The 15,706-nt window shown below is 52.2% G+C and carries 12 protein-coding genes; 8 read left to right on the top strand and 4 right to left on the bottom strand.

All coding sequences use genetic code 11. The features are described 5' to 3' along the window. Positions 1 to 30: 30 nt before the first annotated feature. On the bottom strand, positions 31 to 405 hold the full coding sequence (locus tag AB4Z33_RS10755; RefSeq protein ID WP_442049925.1) for a winged helix-turn-helix transcriptional regulator: 375 nt from the start codon (positions 403 to 405) through the stop codon (positions 31 to 33). A gap of 210 nt (positions 406 to 615) precedes the next feature. On the opposite strand from AB4Z33_RS10755, the gene AB4Z33_RS10750 reads away from it, so the two are divergent. Continuing rightward, positions 616 to 1,155, top strand: a complete 540-nt coding sequence (locus tag AB4Z33_RS10750) for an NAD(P)H-dependent oxidoreductase (RefSeq protein WP_442049924.1) — start codon at positions 616 to 618, stop codon at positions 1,153 to 1,155. 81 nt (positions 1,156 to 1,236) lie between these two features. Here AB4Z33_RS10750 and AB4Z33_RS10745 read toward each other — a convergent pair whose 3' ends face one another. Beyond that, positions 1,237 to 1,674 (bottom strand): MarR family transcriptional regulator, encoded by a 438-nt coding sequence (locus AB4Z33_RS10745; protein ID WP_442049945.1) that lies wholly within the window; start codon positions 1,672 to 1,674, stop codon positions 1,237 to 1,239. A gap of 201 nt (positions 1,675 to 1,875) precedes the next feature. Between AB4Z33_RS10745 and AB4Z33_RS10740 the strand changes: the two genes are divergently transcribed. Further along, on the top strand, positions 1,876 to 4,347 hold the full coding sequence (locus AB4Z33_RS10740) for an ATP-binding cassette domain-containing protein (protein WP_442049944.1): 2,472 nt from the start codon (positions 1,876 to 1,878) through the stop codon (positions 4,345 to 4,347). Positions 4,348 to 4,407: 60 nt separating this feature from the next. Beyond that, positions 4,408 to 5,913 (top strand): MDR family MFS transporter, encoded by a 1,506-nt coding sequence (locus AB4Z33_RS10735; RefSeq protein WP_442049943.1) that lies wholly within the window; start codon positions 4,408 to 4,410, stop codon positions 5,911 to 5,913. Positions 5,914 to 6,001: 88 nt separating this feature from the next. Here AB4Z33_RS10735 and AB4Z33_RS10730 read toward each other — a convergent pair whose 3' ends face one another. Continuing rightward, the gene (locus AB4Z33_RS10730; RefSeq protein WP_442049923.1) at positions 6,002 to 6,730 is read right to left on the bottom strand and encodes a YceI family protein; all 729 of its coding nucleotides are present in this window, start codon (positions 6,728 to 6,730) and stop codon (positions 6,002 to 6,004) included. A gap of 171 nt (positions 6,731 to 6,901) precedes the next feature. Here AB4Z33_RS10730 and AB4Z33_RS10725 point away from each other — a divergent pair, with 171 nt between their 5' ends. Both AB4Z33_RS10725 and AB4Z33_RS10720 read left to right on the top strand, forming a co-directional pair. Continuing rightward, entirely contained in the window at positions 6,902 to 7,585 is a 684-nt protein-coding gene (locus AB4Z33_RS10725; protein ID WP_442049922.1) for a response regulator transcription factor, read from the top strand. Then, the gene (locus AB4Z33_RS10720) at positions 7,570 to 8,976 is read left to right on the top strand and encodes a HAMP domain-containing sensor histidine kinase (RefSeq protein ID WP_442049921.1); all 1,407 of its coding nucleotides are present in this window, start codon (positions 7,570 to 7,572) and stop codon (positions 8,974 to 8,976) included. The genes AB4Z33_RS10725 and AB4Z33_RS10720 overlap by 16 nt, the downstream gene beginning before the upstream one ends. On the opposite strand, the gene AB4Z33_RS10715 is transcribed toward AB4Z33_RS10720, so the two are convergent. After that, positions 8,973 to 9,818 carry a helix-turn-helix domain-containing protein gene (locus AB4Z33_RS10715; protein ID WP_442049920.1) on the bottom strand — a complete coding sequence of 282 codons (846 nt, stop codon included), beginning with the start codon at positions 9,816 to 9,818 and terminating at the stop codon, positions 8,973 to 8,975. The two genes, AB4Z33_RS10720 and AB4Z33_RS10715, sit on opposite strands and share 4 nt — an antisense overlap. Positions 9,819 to 9,936: 118 nt before the next feature. On the opposite strand from AB4Z33_RS10715, the gene AB4Z33_RS10710 reads away from it, so the two are divergent. The 3 genes from AB4Z33_RS10710 to AB4Z33_RS10700 all read left to right on the top strand — a co-directional run bounded on the left by AB4Z33_RS10710 (position 9,937) and on the right by AB4Z33_RS10700 (position 15,616). Next, positions 9,937 to 12,189: an FAD-dependent oxidoreductase gene (locus AB4Z33_RS10710; protein ID WP_442049919.1), complete on the top strand. Its 2,253-nt coding sequence runs from the start codon at positions 9,937 to 9,939 to the stop codon at positions 12,187 to 12,189. Positions 12,190 to 12,254: 65 nt separating this feature from the next. Then, positions 12,255 to 13,799: a response regulator transcription factor gene (locus AB4Z33_RS10705; protein WP_442049918.1), complete on the top strand. Its 1,545-nt coding sequence runs from the start codon at positions 12,255 to 12,257 to the stop codon at positions 13,797 to 13,799. After that, a complete protein-coding gene (locus AB4Z33_RS10700) occupies positions 13,757 to 15,616 on the top strand; it encodes a sensor histidine kinase (protein WP_442049917.1) in 1,860 nt (619 codons plus the stop codon). The genes AB4Z33_RS10705 and AB4Z33_RS10700 overlap by 43 nt, the downstream gene beginning before the upstream one ends. Positions 15,617 to 15,706: the final 90 nt, after the last annotated feature.

Raw genomic sequence — 15,706 nt, 5'->3', positions numbered from 1 at the left:
AAACGATAGACTGGCAACTAAACTACGAAACTATTTGTTGGCGCTGTTGATTGGCGAGAGAGCAGCCTCATCATCGCTTTGGTTATTCGTCTCTTTCATATAATCGATATGGGTAAAGCCCCAACCGCACATATCGGCCAGCACCTGATGAAGCGAACGGCCATGCTCGGACAGTTCATATTCGACCTTCGGCGGAATTTCCTGATATACCCGGCGAACGACAAGACCGTCGCGTTCCATTTCGCGAAGCTGGCTCGTCAGCATGCCTTGCGTAATATTCGGCAGCAAACGCCGCAGTTCTCCGAATCGAAGCGTTCCTTCATTCAGCAATAGGAATAAGATAAGCGGCTTCCACTTGCCCCCGATGACTTGCAGCGTAGCGATGATTCCGTTCGTTAGTCCCATTACGATCCACTCCCGACTGTCTGGTGCTAAGACTGATACTTGCATTTTAACAGATGAATCCCGTTATTGTGGAGTACGATTTTCCAGCGTACTAAGTATGGTTAACCGTACCAAGTACGTAAAAACTGCGTACTTTCCTAAACTTTGCATCGAGTCCATAATGGGGGTGTAGATCGCGATTCTGCAATTATCGAACAAAGGATGGTTGTTATGAACATAATGATTATTGCCGTGCATCCCCATATTGGCGAATCTCGGGTTAACCGGGCGCTGGCAGTTGCTGCCATGGAGGAGACGAACGTTACGTATCGCGATCTAAGCGCGGAATATCCGGGCTGGGACATCGACGCGGAGAAAGAGCATCAACTGCTGCTTGCGCATGACCGTATTGTGCTGCAGTTCCCCCTATATTGGTATAGCAGCCCGCCGCTCTTGAAAAAATGGTTCGACGACGTGTTAACGTACGGATGGGCATACGGTCCTGGCGGAAATCATCTCCACGGCAAAGAGTTCGCGATCGCGACAACTGCCGGAGGCACATGGAATTCATACCGATCCGGCGGCGACAATGAATATACGCTTAGCGAGCTGTTCCGGCCGATCGAGCGGACGATCAAGAGATGCGGAGGCACCTATTTGCCGTCGTTCGAAATCTACGGTGCAATGGAGATAACGGATGATCGGCTCAAGCAGGAAGCGGCCAATTACGTTCGATTTATCCAATCTTCCGCACTTGCGCTCGCGCATTAGTATGTGATTATACTAAACAGCTCTGCTCTCCTTAATGGAGATGCAGGGCTGTTTTTGGTAGCCGTAGATAGAACGACGGGGTTAAGACGTTGATTTGCTGCGTGCGATGGAGCTGAGCGCAGTCATTTGCTCCTCTATAACGTTACTTGCTTTGTCTAGAAACTGCGTGATGAGTGTGAGTTCTTCGTCTGAATAAGTGGAGGCCAGCTCCATCATGGCATCGTTAAGCGGCATGTAAATATGGCTGACGTCTTCCTTCTCTTCGTATATCGGAACGATTATGACTTTGCGACGATCATTGGGGTCATTCTGCCTGCGGACAAAGCCGTTCTTCTCGAGCCTGTCGATTAGCGCGGTAACGCTGCCGGTGGATAGGCCGGTTAACTTGGAAAGCTCGCCTGCCGTAATGGGACCTCTTTCGCGCAAAATATCGACGGACAGAAAATCGCTATTGTATACCTTGAGCGCTGCAGCAACGTTTTGTTGATACAAGACGGTACGACTTCCGAGTCCCCGCATGCGCTGAGCGAGCTGCTCCTGCAGATGAGTTGTTGGCGTAGGTTGTTGGCTTGACAAAAGAACAAACCTCCTCTTAAGATATAAATATCTTGATAAACGAGATATTAGGTAGTAGAGATATTTGATGAACCGAACAATTAAATACATTCTATACTAAACGATCTTTAAGTGCAAAATAAAGCGAGGGAGGCTTCATTTTTGATGAAAGAAATGATCATGATCAAAGGTGCGCGGGAAAATAACTTAAAAAATATAAATGTATCGATTCCAAAGTACAAGCTTGTCGTTGTTACCGGGCCGTCAGGTTCGGGCAAGTCAACGTTAGCGATGGATACGCTCCAACGGGAATGTCAAAGGCTGTACTTGGATTCTATGGGGATGACGTCCGATTCCATCAGCAAGCCGAAGGTGGATGCGATCGAAGGTTTGTCGCCCTCTATAAGCGTTGGACAGCATGTGACCAATCGCAATCCGCGTTCGACGGTCGGGACGGTGACGGATATTTATACGTTCGTCCGCTTTATTTTCGCTAGACTAGGCGAGAGGATATGTCCACATTGCAATGAACTAATTGCGCCCTCATTCGAGCCGCAAGGAGCCATCACGGAGGAAGACGATTGGATGGAGCGTCAGACGACAGGCTGCCCGCATTGCGGAGCGCAGCTTGAGAAGTTAGGCATGTCGCACTTCTCCTTCAATAAACCGGAAGGCGCTTGCGAGTCATGCGGCGGTCTTGGTCATGTGGCCAGTATCAATGAAGCGGCGGTCTTTAGCCCAGAGCTAAGCTTGCGCGAAGGAGGCGTTGCCTCGCTGAACGGCGTTCATCGCGATATTCAGATTCGCATACTTGCAGCGGCTGCTAAACATTATGGTTTCGAGCTCGATCCCGATCAGCGATTGAAGCACTATGGTGAGGTGCAGCGGGATTTGCTCTATTACGGCGTGGAAAGCGAAGCATTCAAACGCCATTATCCGAATGTGAAGCCTGTCCAGGGTACGAAGTTCGAAGGCGTCATCCCTGGTCTATGGCGGCGCTATAAGGAGAAAGAAGCGGACGCGGGCACGCAGGAAAAGGAAGGCGGCTTCTTCCATGAACAGCAATGTCCGGCTTGCCTCGGCGCACGATTGAAACAAGAGGTGCGTCAAGTTCGCGTGGCAGACGCATCGATTACGGATGTATCGGACTGGTCGCTTGGCGAAGTATACGCATGGACGAATGCGCTGCAGCATACGATCCCGTCAGAGGGGCTGCATCTGCTCGAACCGATTCTTCACGACATGCCAATCCGGCTAAAACGGATTATGGATGTCGGTCTTGGTTACCTCTCGCTGAACCGTCAGACGGTAACGTTGTCCGGCGGTGAAGCACAGCGTCTACGGCTCGCCTCGCTGCTTGGGTCGGGTCTGACCGGAGTGCTGTATATTCTCGATGAGCCGACGACGGGGCTTCATCCCCGCGATACGGTCGGCCTTATTCGAGTACTGCAAGAGCTTCGCGATCTAGGCAATACGGTGCTCGTGATTGAGCATGACGTCGAAATGATGCGAGCGGCCGATCATATCATCGATATCGGACCGGGGGCTGGCCTGTACGGCGGCACCGTTGTAGGCGAGGGTAGCTTGGAAGACTTATTGACAAGCGAGTCTTCGGTCACGGGCGCTTATTTGAGGGAAGAGAAGCAGAGGGCAGCCGCTGCTACTTCCGCTTCTGATCGCTTGCGCAGGAAAGGCAATGGCAAGCAGATTACGATTAAGAATGCGAAGCTTCGCAATGTGAACATCCCGGAAGTCCGTTTCCCGCTGGGGCAACTGGTGTCCGTAACGGGGGTATCGGGTTCCGGGAAGTCAACGCTCGTATTCGATATTCTCGCAGAAGAACAGACGGGGAATACAATCATTTTCGATCAGACGCCAATGGGAAGAATGCAGCGTTCGAATGTCGCAACGTATACCGATGTATTCACGCATTTGCGTCAGCTGTTCGCGGCTTTGCCGGAGGCTAAGAAGCGGAAGCTCACTTCGAAGCACTTCTCGTTCAATACGCCGGGAGGGCGCTGCGAGACATGCCAAGGCTTAGGCGTGTTGACGGTAGACATGAACTTCATGCCCGATCTAGAGGTGAAGTGCCATGACTGCAAAGGCAGAAGATTTACAGACGATGTGCTGGAAGTCCAATATGCAGGGTATTCGATCTCCGATTTGCTCAATATGTCCATACAGGAAAGTCTGCCCATCTTAAGCTCGGAGACGAAGATTGCAGCGCTTATCGCTATGCTTTGCGAGGTGGGGCTCGGTTATTTGATATGGGGTCAGTCGGTCAAAACATTATCCGGCGGTGAAGGTCAACGAATCAGGTTAGCGAAGGAGCTGAGCAAACCCTCGAAAGATCATACGCTGTATTTGCTGGACGAGCCGACAACCGGTCTCCATCCTTCGGACATCAAGCGGCTGCATGTGCTGCTCAGCAAGCTCGTCGATTCGGGCAATACCGTTGTCGTCGTTGAGCATAGCTTGGAGCTGATTCGGGAAACTGACTGGGTGATCGATATTGGCCCGGAAGGCGGCTCAGCAGGCGGCATGCTTGTAGCCGAAGGCACGCCTGAGCAAGTGGCTGAAGTGAGTGCTTCTTATACGGGACGGTTTTTGAAGCAAATGCTGGCAGAAGGCATGTAAGGTAGAGATAAGACGCAAGAGTGCGTGGAGGGAGTAAGCAACGTGGTTAAAAGAAACAATATGGGGATCATCATTGCGGGTCTGCTGCTGGCCGTCCTCATGGGATCGATGGACAATACGATCGTGGCAACGGCTATGGGAACGATCGTTGGAGAACTAGGCGGTTTTGACAAATTGATGTGGGTAACTTCCGCTTATATGGTAGCGGAGATGGCCGGCATGCCAATCTTCGGCAAATTATCGGATATGTACGGCCGCAAGCGTTTCTTCATATTCGGTATCATCGTGTTCATGATAGGCTCTGCGTTATGCGGCACTGCGGAGACTATCGTGCAGCTTAGCATTTATCGCGCGATTCAAGGGATCGGCGGCGGCGCTGTATTGCCGATCGCGTTCACGATCATGTTCGATGTCGTGCCAGCAGATAAGCGCGGCAAGATGGGTGGGTTGTTCGGCGCCGTATTCGGTTTATCCAGCCTTTTCGGACCGCTGTTAGGCGCTTATATTACGGACTACATCAATTGGTCGTGGATTTTCTACATTAACTTGCCGCTCGGCCTTATTTCGTTCGGCCTGATTACGTTGTTCTACAAGGAATCTGTCGAGCATTCTAAGCAAAAAATCGACTATATGGGCGCATTTACGCTTGTAGCCGCGATCGTCTGCCTCATGTTCGCGCTTGAGCTTGGAGGCAAGGAATACGCTTGGGACTCCGGCATGATCATCGGATTGTTTTTGGCTTTTGCTGTCCTTATCGTTGGTTTCGTCTTCATCGAACGCAGTGCGCAAGAACCGATTATTACGTTCGGCATGTTCAAGAACCGTCTCTATTCGACAAGCAATATGATGGCTTTGTTCAGCGGCGCAGCTTTTATTACCGCTTCGGTCTATATTCCGATCTTCATTCAAGGCGTTATCGGCGGATCGGCAACGAATTCGGGGCTTATTTTGCTCCCTATGATGTTAGGCTCGGTCGTTACTGCCGCTGGAGGCGGTTCGTTGCTTACGAAGTTTAAGTATCGCTCCATCATGATCGCGACATTAACGCTGCTTGTCATAGGCATCGCACTTCTGACGACTCTTACGCCAGATTCGTCGCGTTTCATCCTTACGATCTTCATGATCTTGATCGGTCTCGGCATTGGCGCATCATTCTCCGTGCTGAGCAACGCGGCGATTCATGGCTTCACGGCAAGACAGCGCGGTTCTGCGAGCTCTACGCTGAACTTTACGAGGGAGCTTGGAATGACGCTGGGCATTACAGTATTCGGCATTATCCAGAGTCATATCTTTACGAATAAGCTGGCTGCCAAGTTCAGCAGCGGCGGTGAAGTGCCGGACGGCATCGATCTAGGGGATCCGAGTCAAATTCTTACTCCGGCGACACGGGAGCATATTCCGACCCAAGTTCTCGATCAGATCACGGAGGCGTTGTCCTCGTCACTCGTTCAAACGTTCGCATGGGCTATTATCCCGGCGGTCATCGCGCTTCTTGCAGCACTAGCTATGAGCAAGGAAAAGTTCGATCCGGCAACGGAACTAGAAGAGTATGTAGCTGGACATTAGAGTGCAATTAGTATTCTATACGTGAATAAGAAGCCTTTGGTACCGCTGCTGGAGCGACACTAAAGGCTTCTATTTCTATTCGGTTAAATTATGCTTGGGCCAATATTAGTTCAAGCTGAACAGATAGATCGTTTTCCGTTTCTAATACGACAGTGTGCGGGCTGGCCATTCCGAAATCAGCGAACGTGACTTTCGTAGTGCCGGACAGTAGAAGCTGACCGTTCTGATACATGGCGTTGGAATCAAAAGTAACTGCTTTCTCGACACCCTTAACCGTTAAAGTTCCTTCGATAGTTAGCGGAACGGCTGTGCCTTCCGTGAACTCGGCTGCTTGAGGCGTGATAGCCGTTGCCGTGAATGTCGCTTCCGGGTACTGGCTAACGGCGAGCAGGTCGTCGCGATCCTTGACATGACCGTCACGCTGGCTGTTGCCGGAATCAAGAGCCGTCATATCGAGGACGCCCTTACCTGCCATTTTCGACGTGTCGTTCAAGTCTACGGTCCATGAGCCGCTTACCGATTCATTAACGAAATTGACCGTTTCCTTCGATGTCGTGACTGACCAATATACTTTTGAGCCACTAGCAATGCTCCATTCTCCGTTAAGCTCGTCCACCGATACGGCGGCACCGGCCGTAACGCCTTCGCCAGAGCCCGTCTCCTCAGAAGCATTTGCATTGTTTTCCGCGGATGGAGTCATGACCGATTCGATCTCTACATTGTTGCCGAGATAGTCGTTCATTAGCGCGTATCCTCCCACGCCGATGACAATGACCGCCGCGATGACGCTTGTCCAGATGATTCCTTTTTTCTTCATGATTTCCCTCCATTTATGGACTGATGCCCTCTATTTAAGTTCATTGTAACGGACGAATAAGTCGGGAAGATGTCGGAGCATGAACGGGGAATTTCATTGTTTCGACGGCATTGCCGCATGACCCGACTGTTGCTACAATAGAGGGCAACGATCATGAGAGGGGCGTATGGTGTGCAAACGATTATGGTTGTCGAAGATGAACCGGCCATTGCCCGCGTGCTGACCGTTTATTTGCGCAAAGCCGGCTTTGCCGTTGCATTGGCCGCGGATGGGCGACAGGCTTTGGACTTATTCGCAGTGGAAGCTCCCGCGCTCATATTGCTTGATGTCATGCTGCCGCATATGGATGGCTTTGAAGTGCTTCGCAAAGTCCGCGAGACGAGCAGTTGTCCGGTAATTATGTTGACGGCGCGAGGCGGCATAGACGACAGGTTAAACGGTCTGAACGGCGGTGCCGATGATTATATGCCGAAGCCTTTCATTCCGGAGGAGGTCGTTGCCCGGGTCCAAGCGGTGCTGCGAAGGCCGGCGCATTGGACGGACGGGAGCAGACAGAGGCGCTTCGGGAGCTTAAGCATCGATTTTCTAGCACAGTCCGTATCCTTGAACGGCGCCGAAGTCATGTTTATGCCGCGTGATTTGGCGGTACTGCTATTCCTAGCGGAAAATCCGAATCGGATCTATACGAGAGAACAACTTATCGAATATGTATGGGGCGCGGACTATGAAGGAAGCGATCGTGCGGTTGACCTGTCGATCAAGCGGCTGCGTCAGTCGTTGTCCCATTGGCCGTCCGAGCAAGGCGAGATTCGGACGTTGCGCGGAACGGGGTATCAATTATGGATCGAAAAGTAAAACAAGCTTCATTGTTGTCCTACTGGACCATGCGATATTTTATTATACTGCTTGTTGGACTACTGCTTCTTGCCGCCGCCGCAATCTGGTGGACGAACCGAGAGACGCTGGACAGCCGTCTGCAGACGGTTGAGCTGCTCGCGCAGGAAATTGCCGATCGGCTGAATGGGGCGGAAGGAACGATTGAGGTACCGGACAACTTGGGACCATACATTGACAAAAGGTCGCGCTTCTTCAAGCTCGGGCCGGGCATGTGCGTTATCGTGACCGATACGGAAGGCAGGCTGCTCTATTCGAACGATCCTTTGACGCAAGAGGATTTGAGGACAAAGCTGAACGACAGGCTCGATAAGGCGAAGCAGCCAGGAATGAAAGCGATCATAGCCCCGATCGAACATGACGGAAGCAAGATTGGTCAGGTAACGCTTCTCCAGCCGACCCAATCGTTAACCCATATTCCCGAACTGAAGTGGGCAATCGGTCTTCTGCTCGTCAGCTTGACAGCGCTCGGCTGGCTGACGATCTATTTGCTATCGCGCAAGCTCGTCCGTCCGATACGCAATGTTGCGTCGGCGGCCCGAGAGATCAGCTTAGGCCATTACGACGTCCAGCTGGAGGCAAACGCGAAGGAGCAAGAGCTGAACGAAATGATAATTTCGTTCAAGGAGATGGCTGGCCGGCTCAAGCAATTGGAGCATTCCCGCAACTTCATGCTGGCCGGCTTGACGCATGAGCTGAAGACGCCCGTTACTTCGGTGAAAGGGCTTGTCCATGCCGTGAAGGAAAAGGTGGTGCAGGGCGATGATGCCGACGAATTTCTGTCTATCGCTCTCGAAGAGACAGGCAGACTGGAACGGATGGTTGCCGATCTGCTTGATTACAACGCCTTGGAAGCTGGGCTTGTACACTTGAACCGCGAAGATCTCGACGCTGCGGTGTTGATACCCGAAATTATTTACCAATGGACTCTGCATCAAGACGTGACAATTGCCGAGCCTTCATTGTCGCTGCCAGGTCAGCCTGTTCGGATCATAGGCGATCCGCTGCGCATTCAACAAATAATGGTTAATTTGCTCAATAATATCGTACAATCCCGTCATTCGGATCGTTCGCTTAGCGTTCGTGTCTCCCTAAGCGCGCGAGAGGATGGGTTCGCCGAAATCGTCGTTGCCGACAACGGCCAAGGCATCCCGCAGCCGGAGCAGGATCTCATCTTCGAGCGGTTCTTCCGCGGCGAGAACAAGAAACATACCGTACGGGGCCTCGGACTGGGCCTCACGTTCAGCAGGCTTCTAGCGCAAGCTCAGGGCGGGCAGCTTTCACTTAGAGAAAGCTCCGGAGAAGGCAGCGTATTCGTGATCATGCTTCCGATTGCCGTATATAGGGCTTAGACCCGGTTTGTTTTACGGTAAGCGGAAGGGCTGATTTTCATCATCTTCGTGAACACGCGGCTGAGGTAAAAACCATTGTTGAAGCCGCATGCCAAAGCGATTTCTTCTAAATTGAGCTCAGTATCGACGAGCAAAGATTTCGCTTGCTCCAGTCTAATATGACTTAAATAACGCGAAGGGGTCATCCCCGCGCTTCTGGTGAAACGGCGGGTGAGCTGAACGGGACTTATACCCAGCTCGTCCGCAAGCACCAGCATGCTCATATCTTCAAAGGCGTTATGCCGGATATAAAGCTGCGCTTGTTCCATCAGAGGATCGGCAGGCTGCATATCTTCGTTGACCGACCCGGCAGCTATTGATTGCAGACAAAACAGCCATATATCGTTAAGCGCATGATTTTGCCAATAGATTCGCTGATCGATCTGTGCGGCGGCTTCGTCCTGTCCCTTGAAATACCTCAAATTATCGGCAAGCCTTTCCTTATGCGTGACGGCAGGCTTGTAGGCGGAAGCCGCCAAACGAAGTCGGACATTGTGCTCATCCTCTTGTCCTTCATTACCAAGCCCTCCCGATAGTGAATCTAAAGAAAATCCGATGAAATGAAAGGACGCCGCATGGATAACCTCGCGATGAAAATCGATGCCCGGCGGGCATATTATGACGTCGCCCATCTGCGCAATCCCCTCACTGTTTCCAATCCCATAACGAAAGCTGCCACCCTCCACCGCAAATAGAACCCAATGTTCGTAAGTGTCTACGCTGTATTGAAACTTCTCTTTATGATTCCAAAAGACATGATGCAGCAGCGTTGGCGATAGGACGGAGCTTCGAAAAGTCATCATCCCTGCACTCAGCCTCCTATGTGAAATAAAGTATATGCTTATATGATAGCGCAGTGCATGTTAAATAACGACCCCCTAGGGTTAAGATGAAAGTAATTCTTGACTTGGGGGGATTCGAATGAAGCTTGAATCAGTAAAATCTGACATTACCGTTATTGGCGGAGGCTTGGCTGGCGTATGCGCTGCCGTTGCAGCCGCGCGCCTCGGACAAACCGTGTCGCTCGTGAACAACAGACCCGTACTTGGGGGCAATTCCAGCAGCGAGGTTAGGGTGTGGGTATGCGGCGCTACGGCGCATGGTACGCAGCGTTTCGCAAGAGAAACGGGCATTATGGGCGAAATGTTCGTCGAAAATCAATTCCGCAATCCCGATGGCAATCCTTATTTATGGGATCTCGTCGTATTAGAGACGGTTCGCGCCGAGCCGAATATTACCTTGTTTCTTAACACCGATGTGCACGAGGTGGAAGCGGACGGTGCGGAAGAGGAGCGCGTCATCAAGTCCGTTACGGGCTGGATGATGGGCTCCGAGCGTAGAATCCGGTTTGAGAGCGATATATACATCGATTGTACAGGGGATGGGCTTGCGGGATTTTTGGCAGGCGCCAAATACCGGATCGGCCGCGAGGCTAGAGACGAGTACAACGAGGACTGGGCACCGGAGACGCCTGACGATATTACGCTTGGCAGCACGCTCTTGTTCTATACGAAGGAGGCCGATCGGCCGGTCAAGTTCATTCCGCCGAGCTTCGCGAAGGATATTACCCAAACGACGATCCCGATGAAGCGGGTCATCCGCAGCGGCGATTCGGGCTGTCATTATTGGTGGATCGAATGGGGCGGCGAGCTGGATACGGTGCATCAAAATGAACGAATTCGGGATGAGCTCTGGTCAGTCATCTATGGAATATGGGATTACATCAAAAACTCGGGCAATTTCGATGCAGAGCGTATGACGCTGGAATGGGTGGGATCGATTCCAGGCAAACGGGAGTACCGCCGTTTCATTGGCGACTATATGCTGAACCAAAACGATATTATCAAGCAGGAACCGTTCGCCGACCGCATCGCCTTCGGAGGCTGGTCGATCGATCTGCATCCGCCGCAAGGCATGTATTCGACGGAAAGCGGTTCGAAGCATTTATTTTCGGATGGGATCTACCATATTCCATTCCGGAGCCTGTACTCCAGCAACGTCAGCAATCTGCTGTTCGCAGGCCGCGACATCAGCGCAACTCACGTCGCATTCGGAACGACGAGAGTCATGGCGACCTGCGCCGTCATCGGCGAAGCAGCCGGAAGCGGCGCCGCGCTGTGCGTTCAGAAAGGGATATCGCCGCGTGCGCTACACCGTGACCATATGAATGACCTGCAGCAGACGATGCTGCGGCAGGATGCGTCGATTATCGGGATCGCGGCAGACGATCCTTACGATCTCGCCAAGTCGGCCCGCATTACGGCTTCCAGCACGATGACCCAAGTTGCGCTAAAGGATTCGTCTTATAAGCACCCGCTGGACAAAGATCTCGGGATTCTGTTTCCCGTGAATCCATCGCTTGAATCGGTGGAGCTGCTGGTCGATGCAGCGAAGTCAGCTACCCTTGAAGCGGAGCTGTGGCATACGGGCAAAGGGGAGAACTACGTGCCGAAACAAATGGTGACTTCCGCATCGGTGACCGTATCCGAAGGCGACGGGCAGTGGGTGAAGCTGGATCTGGCTTGGAAGCCCGATGCGGCTTGCAATGCATTTCTCATTATTAAGGCGAACGAATCGATTGCGGTCCACGGATCGGATCATGCGATGACCGGCGTGCTGTGCTTTGAGAAGGGACCGAAACCGATCGTCTCCACGCTTCTTGAGGATCGTCAGCCGGATCAGCCGGTCGTACAGTGGAGCATGCGCAATTGGAACCGCCGTCCGCTATGTCTGCAGGTTACGCCGAATACGGAAGCATACGCTGCCGCAGCGGTGACTGACGGGTATATTAGGCCGTTCGCCGGTCCGCATTCGTGGATGTCCGAGCCGATGTCCTCAGGGAAGCCGGAATGGCTGCAGCTAGAGTGGGCTGAAGAGCAGTCGATCGCCGAGGTTCACGTCACGTTTAATGACGACGTTAATGAAGATTTAATCAATTTGCACCATCATCGCACAACTTTCGAAGCGATTCCCGAGCTCGTCCGAGCTTATCGGATAGAGGCGCTCATCGGCGAGGAATGGGTCACAGTGGCTGAAGAGAAGCATAACCATAAACGCAAAAAAGTGCATAAGCTGAGCCGTTCCGTAACGTCGCGAACGATTCGATTATGGATCGATGAAACGAACGGAGGACCGCGCGCGGAGGTTGCCGAAATTAGAGTCTATGCTCTATAATGGGGAAAAGTAATTGACAGCGCTTTCATTTCATAAGCATTTAAGACTTGAAAGGAGAGGATATCATGGCCGTGAAGCCGCTTGGCGTATTGATCGTCGACGATGAAATTCCTCTGCGGCAAGAGCTTCGCATCTTTCCCTGGGAAGCGTGCGGCGCCGAATGGATCGGCGAAGCGAGCAATGGTCAGGAAGCCTTGCAGCTATGCGCCGACTGTGAGCCTGATGTCGTTATAACGGATATTACAATGCCGGTTATGGATGGCATTGCTCTCATTCGTGAGCTCCGGAAGCGTCACCCGAGCGTTCAAATCATCTTGTTGACCTGTCACAGCGATTTCCATTATGTACAAGAAGCGCTCCGTCTCGGAGCGCTTGAATACATTTTGAAGGTATCGATGGAAGAAGAAGAGCTTAAGCTGGCGATGGACAAAGTGAGAGCTGCGATCATCAAGGAGCGCATGGCGCAGGGGCATGCGAGAAGGGAGCAAAGGCAGCTGCAAGCCGCTTTATTCGGCAAGCTGCTTCACGGGCAAGTGCCGTCCAGCTCCGACTGGCAGCCAATGGCGCTTAGCGCAGATCGCTCGATTCGATTGGTACGGCTTCAACTGGACATTCCTCCACTAGCCTATCTGCAAGTGAAGGAGACGGTTCAGCAGTGGCTGACCGAGCGTGAGAGTAAAGATCCGAACTGGCTGACGTGGCTTACGGTACGGGAGCGGGAATATTTTATTGTAATCGAAGGGGGGCATCGTTCTGAAACAGTAGTCGATGAGTTGCAATCGGATGTTCTGCATTTGGCAGAGCTGATAAACCGGGAATCGACGGTGCTGGAACGAAATGCAACGGCTTACGCTCTTGTAAGCGAATCGGTCACATCCAAAGAAGGACTTGCGGAAGCGCTGGCTGTCTCCAGTGAATGGAAAGATGCGCTCTTTTACGATCGATGCCCGGACGAGAGCACCGTGTTCGCTGTACAATCAAGGTCGCTGACGGAAATGACGGATAACAAAGCGAAAGGAATGGGTGAGCTGCTTAGAAAAGCGTCACGGTCGGCCGAAAGCTTGAAGGAATGCTTACAGAGTGAATTCAGAGATTGGTGTATAGCAGAACGCGTGAAGCCAAGCCAACTGAAGGAGCGGGTCATCCATTGGCAGATTGAATGGCATAGGCAACAAGATGGCGCCGAGCTGAACGCAACGCGAATTAGTCAATTGATGGATGCAGGAACGTTGACCGAGATGATCGCCAGCCTCGTACTGGACATGGAGACTGCCGAGCTTGGGAAATCGCGTTCGCGCTATGAGATTCGTTCGGCCGTGCAATGGATCAAAGACCATCTGGGAGAGCCGATCTCGCTGCCCGTCATTGCGGAGCAGGTAGGTCTAAGCTCGCATCATATCAGCAAACTGTTTCGCGAGGAAACGGGGAGTACGGTCAATCAGTATATTACCCGTCTCCGCATGGAGAAGGCGATCGAGCTTCTAAGGCATTCGAACAAGAAAGTGTACGAGGTTGCGGAAGAGGTCGGCATTCCGAGCTATCGCTATTTTACCGTTACGTTTCGGAATTGGACCGGGGTGTCGCCGACGGACTACAAACGGAATGGCTGAAGCAGGGGAGAGAGAACGGGCGCGGAGGAAGGGTGGATATGACGAAGCTGTTTCACTGGTATGCCAGCCTTGGTCTCGCTACCAAGCAGTTTATTTATTTGTTCATCGTGACGCTGCTGCTCGTTCAGGTGCTTGCATGGCGCAACCTTAACGAGGCGGAGAGCTTGCTTCAGAATCAGGTCATTCGCGATGCCGAGCTGCTCGTCAGCCGGACGAACCAATATATCGATGCAAGCCTGGACAATGTGGAAAATATGCTGCTGCTGCTCTCGACCCGCGCCGATTTGCTGGAGAGCGGGAATGAGGGGGCGGCGGTCGAGACGCTTCGCAAATTCGCGGGCATTAACAACTCGATTGCCAGAACGCTGTTCATGATTCGAGCCGATGGGCAAGTGTTCGCAAGCTCGCAGGTCGTTTACGACATCATCGGCAATCCTAGACTGAGCCAGCTTTATGAGCTGGCGCTTATGAACTACGGGGCCATTAACGTGAGCGAGCCTTACGATTCGCCGATGTCGGGCCGTACGCTTGCATACGTATTGCCGATTGCCGATGCCGGCAATAAGGTGAAGGGCGTTGTGGTCGCCGAACTTAATCTTGATTTGCTCACGGAGCGCATTGCGCCTATGATTTATCAATCTTATATTTTGTTCACGAAGGAAGGGAGCGTCATTAATCGGCTTGATTCCCGGGATAAGCTCCTTCCCTTCCAAACGGCTTCCTATCCGCCGAAGCTCGAGGAAAGCTTTCGCGGGCAGCTCGTAGGTCTCAAAGTAGGCGTTAGCGGCATCGAAGGGGATTCCTTGAATCCGCTCGTCGCCGTGAAGTCGACCAAAAACCGTCTAGGCTGGACGCTCGCGGCGTTCATCGAAGAGGATTATTTCTATCAGGACCTGCAGAAGTTGAACAACAACTATCGGACTGCAAGTATCGTATGGATTATAATGCTGCTGCTCAGCGCGTATCTGCTCAGCCGATCGTTCACGCATCCGATCCGTCGGTTCGTCGAGAAGATGGACCGACTTAACGACCTTCAGGTCGTGGCGAAGCTGCCTGTCACGAGAAGGGACGAAATCGGAAGGCTTACGCAAAGCTACAATGCCATGCTTGAGCGAATTCAAAGTTTGCTCCAGAAGACAAAGTCGGCGGAGGAGCAGAAGAAGGAATACGAGCTGAAGATGCTGCGAAGCCAGATTGCGCCCCATTTTCTGTATAACACGCTTGCCTGCATTAGCAGTTTGGCCAAGCAGCAGCGCATCGACGAGGTACGCGACACGATCCGTTCGCTGGTTAAGCTGTTAAGCTTCAGCTTTGACAAGCAATCGGAATACGTAACGCTTGCGGATGAGCTGGAAGGGCTGCGCATGTACATGCATATCCAGCAGGTGCGCTATGGAGATCAATATCAGTTTAGGATTGATATTAATCCTGACCTTCTGCAGTACCGCATTCTTAAGCTTACGCTGCAGCCGCTCGTGGAAAACGCGTTGTTTCACGGATTAACGCCGAATCACGGCGGTTTTATCGTCGTCAAAGGCGGGCTTGAGAACGGAATTCTAAGGCTATATGTTCGCGATAATGGGATAGGCATTGCGCGGGTGAAGCGGAGCAGGCTGTTACTGGAGGATCAGGACGGCGGGCAGCGTTCGGTGTACCGATTTACGGGTATCGGCTTGCGGAACGTGCATGAGCGGATTCGGATCCATCACGGTGAAACGTACGGCTTGCGGATTGGAAGCGCGGTGGGGAAAGGCACCGTCGTGCGCGTCGATATGCCCGTCCTGACGGAAAGCGACGAGCAATTAGGCATTTGGTAAATGAGAATCGATTGCGGATTTGGGAACATAAAAGGAGATGCACGTATAGCCTTTGGCTATTCGGGCATCTCCTTTTGTCTCATCTGTTGA

The sequence above is a fragment of the Paenibacillus sp. 2TAB19 genome, from assembly GCF_052115185.1.
GTDB lineage: Bacteria > Bacillota > Bacilli > Paenibacillales > Paenibacillaceae > Pristimantibacillus.
Note: the sequence above shows the minus strand (reverse complement) of the source record. Positions and strands in the feature narration are given on the sequence as shown.

Coding starts and splice junctions, on each gene's coding strand:
- AB4Z33_RS10755 (WP_442049925.1), bottom strand. CDS start 405: ATGGGACTAACGAACGGAATCATCGCTACGCTGCAAGTCATCGGGGGC.
- AB4Z33_RS10750 (WP_442049924.1), top strand. CDS start 616: ATGAACATAATGATTATTGCCGTGCATCCCCATATTGGCGAATCTCGG.
- AB4Z33_RS10745 (WP_442049945.1), bottom strand. CDS start 1,674: ATGCGGGGACTCGGAAGTCGTACCGTCTTGTATCAACAAAACGTTGCT.
- AB4Z33_RS10740 (WP_442049944.1), top strand. CDS start 1,876: ATGAAAGAAATGATCATGATCAAAGGTGCGCGGGAAAATAACTTAAAA.
- AB4Z33_RS10735 (WP_442049943.1), top strand. CDS start 4,408: ATGGGGATCATCATTGCGGGTCTGCTGCTGGCCGTCCTCATGGGATCG.
- AB4Z33_RS10730 (WP_442049923.1), bottom strand. CDS start 6,730: ATGAAGAAAAAAGGAATCATCTGGACAAGCGTCATCGCGGCGGTCATT.
- AB4Z33_RS10720 (WP_442049921.1), top strand. CDS start 7,570: ATGGATCGAAAAGTAAAACAAGCTTCATTGTTGTCCTACTGGACCATG.
- AB4Z33_RS10715 (WP_442049920.1), bottom strand. CDS start 9,818: ATGATGACTTTTCGAAGCTCCGTCCTATCGCCAACGCTGCTGCATCAT.
- AB4Z33_RS10710 (WP_442049919.1), top strand. CDS start 9,937: ATGAAGCTTGAATCAGTAAAATCTGACATTACCGTTATTGGCGGAGGC.
- AB4Z33_RS10705 (WP_442049918.1), top strand. CDS start 12,255: ATGGCCGTGAAGCCGCTTGGCGTATTGATCGTCGACGATGAAATTCCT.